Annotated in this window: 3 protein-coding genes; 1 reads left to right on the top strand and 2 read right to left on the bottom strand. The window is 39.9% G+C overall.

Annotation, left to right across the window (positions count from 1 at the left end):
- Positions 1-285 precede the first annotated feature (285 nt).
- Positions 286-756 carry an Lrp/AsnC family transcriptional regulator gene (locus GW12_RS05700; RefSeq protein WP_034584618.1) on the top strand — a complete coding sequence of 157 codons (471 nt, stop codon included), beginning with the start codon at positions 286-288 and terminating at the stop codon, positions 754-756.
- 86 nt (positions 757-842) lie between these two features.
- On the opposite strand, the gene GW12_RS05695 is transcribed toward GW12_RS05700, so the two are convergent.
- Positions 843-1,592: a YebC/PmpR family DNA-binding transcriptional regulator gene (locus tag GW12_RS05695; RefSeq protein WP_034584615.1), complete on the bottom strand. Its 750-nt coding sequence runs from the start codon at positions 1,590-1,592 to the stop codon at positions 843-845.
- Between the two features lie 231 nt (positions 1,593-1,823).
- On the bottom strand, positions 1,824-2,341 hold a 518-nt coding region (locus GW12_RS05690; protein WP_034584613.1), incomplete at its 5' end, for a 1-acyl-sn-glycerol-3-phosphate acyltransferase.

Below are 2,341 nucleotides of genomic sequence, written 5' to 3'. Positions count from 1 at the left end.
CCACGATACTGTCTAGGATCAAGAGAATAGTCACGTTTTGAAAAGCGCACTATTTTTAAGATTTTTATCCATAACGAATTTATTCCTTATAATAAATAGGGCTTTATTGGGTATTTACGCTTATCTGAAAGGCATTTTATACGATGAATGGTAAGGAAGATTACATCAAGCAACTTAAGCGACGGGTTTGGTATATTTTTTCAAAGAACTGGTAATTTATGAAAAAATTATCAATACTATCAGCAAAACAATGATGTATTTGAATAAAGCAACAAGAGATTAGAGATGGAATTAGACAGGTTTGATAAGCACATTCTCGAAATTTTAACTCATGAGGATGTCAACCTGAATGAACTTTCCGAGCGGGTAAATCTGTCGGTCAGCTCTGTCCATCGTCGTATCAAGCATTTGATTGACCAGAATATTATCAGTGGCTTAAAGCGGGAAATTAACTATCAAAAACTCGGCTTTAACCTGCATGTGTTATTACAGGTCTCCTTGAGCAAGCACGATAGTGATACCTTTGCCAAATTCCTCGGTGAGCTGGAAAGTATTCCGGAAGTGATCAATGCCTTCCTGGTGACAGGGCAGTCTGCGGATTTTATTGTCGAAGTGGTGGCGCGGGACATGGAGAACTACAGTGAGATCCTGCTCAACAAGATTGGCAAGATTGAACATGTGGTGGCATTGCATTCCAGCTTTGTGATCAAGGAATACAATGTCTTTAACTGCAGTGGCTTATTGAATAAAGTTTAAAAATCGAGAATAACATTTTTATTTTAATACTATTTTAATGCACATAAAAAACGCACCCCAAGGTGCGTTTTTTGATTCTGAGAAGATTAAGCATCAAGTTGCGCTAAAACTTCTTCAGAGAATTCAACGTTGGTGTAAACGTTTTGAACATCGTCCAGATCTTCAAGCATGTCAATCATACGCATGATTTTCTTGGCTTGATCGATGTCGGTGATTTCAGCTTTGGTTGCAGCGCTCATTACAACTTCTGCATTATCAGATTTTAAACCTGCAGCAGTCAATGCATCCTGAACAGTACCGAAAGTTTCAGGAGTGGTGATGACTAGAATTTCATCTTCATCCACTTCGATGTCTTCTGCACCAGCTTCTAAAGCCACTTCCATGATTTGATCTTCTAAAGCCACATCTTCAAAAGTGATCTCACCACGTTTGGTGAACATGAAGGATACGGAACCATTAGTGCCCAGGTTACCGTCATTTTTAGTAAAGCAGTGACGTACGTCTGGAACGGTACGGTTCAGGTTATCAGTCATGGTTTCCACAATCACTGCTACGCCACCAACGCCGTAACCTTCATAAGTCACTTCTTTCAGGTTGTCATTGTCATCGCCACCAGCACCACGTTGAATCGCGCGGTTAATGGTGTCACGAGTCATGTTTACAGATAATGCTTTTTCGACAACAGCACGTAGACGTGGGTTACTGCCTGCATCAGGACCGCCAAGTCTTGCTGCAGTGGTTAATTCACGAATGTATTTGGTAAATAACTTACCACGACTAGCATCTTGTTTTGCTTTACGATGCTTAATATTGGCCCACTTGGAATGACCCGCCATGCGAAATATGCTCCTTGTAGATTGGCTGTATGCCTATCGAATTGCGCAAATTCTACCATAAGCGCTTTTTTCAAAAAAAGAGCCTGCTTTTTAGAATTAACGATAATGACAAAAAAATAGACGAGACGGGCTGCTTTTAAACAAATTATGTAAATGAAGAGAGAGGGGAAATGTTTTTATAAAGTAAGAAAATGAGATGCTATAGCAAGATAACATCTCATTTGCAGTGAATTATTTCTTTTCTGGAATGATGATGTCCAAGCCTACTTTCTCTTTATAGAGCTGTTTTAACAGGGCAAGGTCATGATTGATTTCGCTTGGATAAATCTTGCCAAAAATACCACCTTGTTTGGTTTTGGCATTGGCATACATTAATACAATCGGTACATTCGCAGCTTTAGCAATATGCCAGAAACCAGTACGGATCGGTTTGCGCGCTTCACCATTTTTGGCACGGGTCGCTTCAGGGGCAATCACCAGATTAAATTTTTCATGACTTTGAAAAGCCTCTACCATCTGGCTGACGATATCCTGATTGGACTTACGATCAACCGCAATACCGCCAATCGATTCTAGTAATGGTTTGAAGGGACCTTTAAATAGCTCTTTTTTGATCAGGGTATGAATTTTCATGTCATAAATCTGAAAGAGTGCCAGAGAGAGCACAGCATCCATCATTGAAGTATGTTCAAAACCAACAATCACTTGCTTGTCTTCAAGTACATTTGTAGGACTTACGCATTGACGGA

It is taken from the genome of Acinetobacter sp. HR7 (genome assembly GCF_000773685.1).
GTDB classification, from domain to species: Bacteria; Pseudomonadota; Gammaproteobacteria; order Pseudomonadales; family Moraxellaceae; genus Acinetobacter; species Acinetobacter thermotolerans.
Note: the sequence above shows the minus strand (reverse complement) of the source record. Positions and strands in the feature narration are given on the sequence as shown.

Excerpts from the sequence above, each read along its gene's own strand:
- GW12_RS05700 (WP_034584618.1), top strand. The coding sequence starts at position 286 with ATGGAATTAGACAGGTTTGATAAGCACATTCTCGAAATTTTAACTCAT.
- GW12_RS05695 (WP_034584615.1), bottom strand. The coding sequence starts at position 1,592 with ATGGCGGGTCATTCCAAGTGGGCCAATATTAAGCATCGTAAAGCAAAA.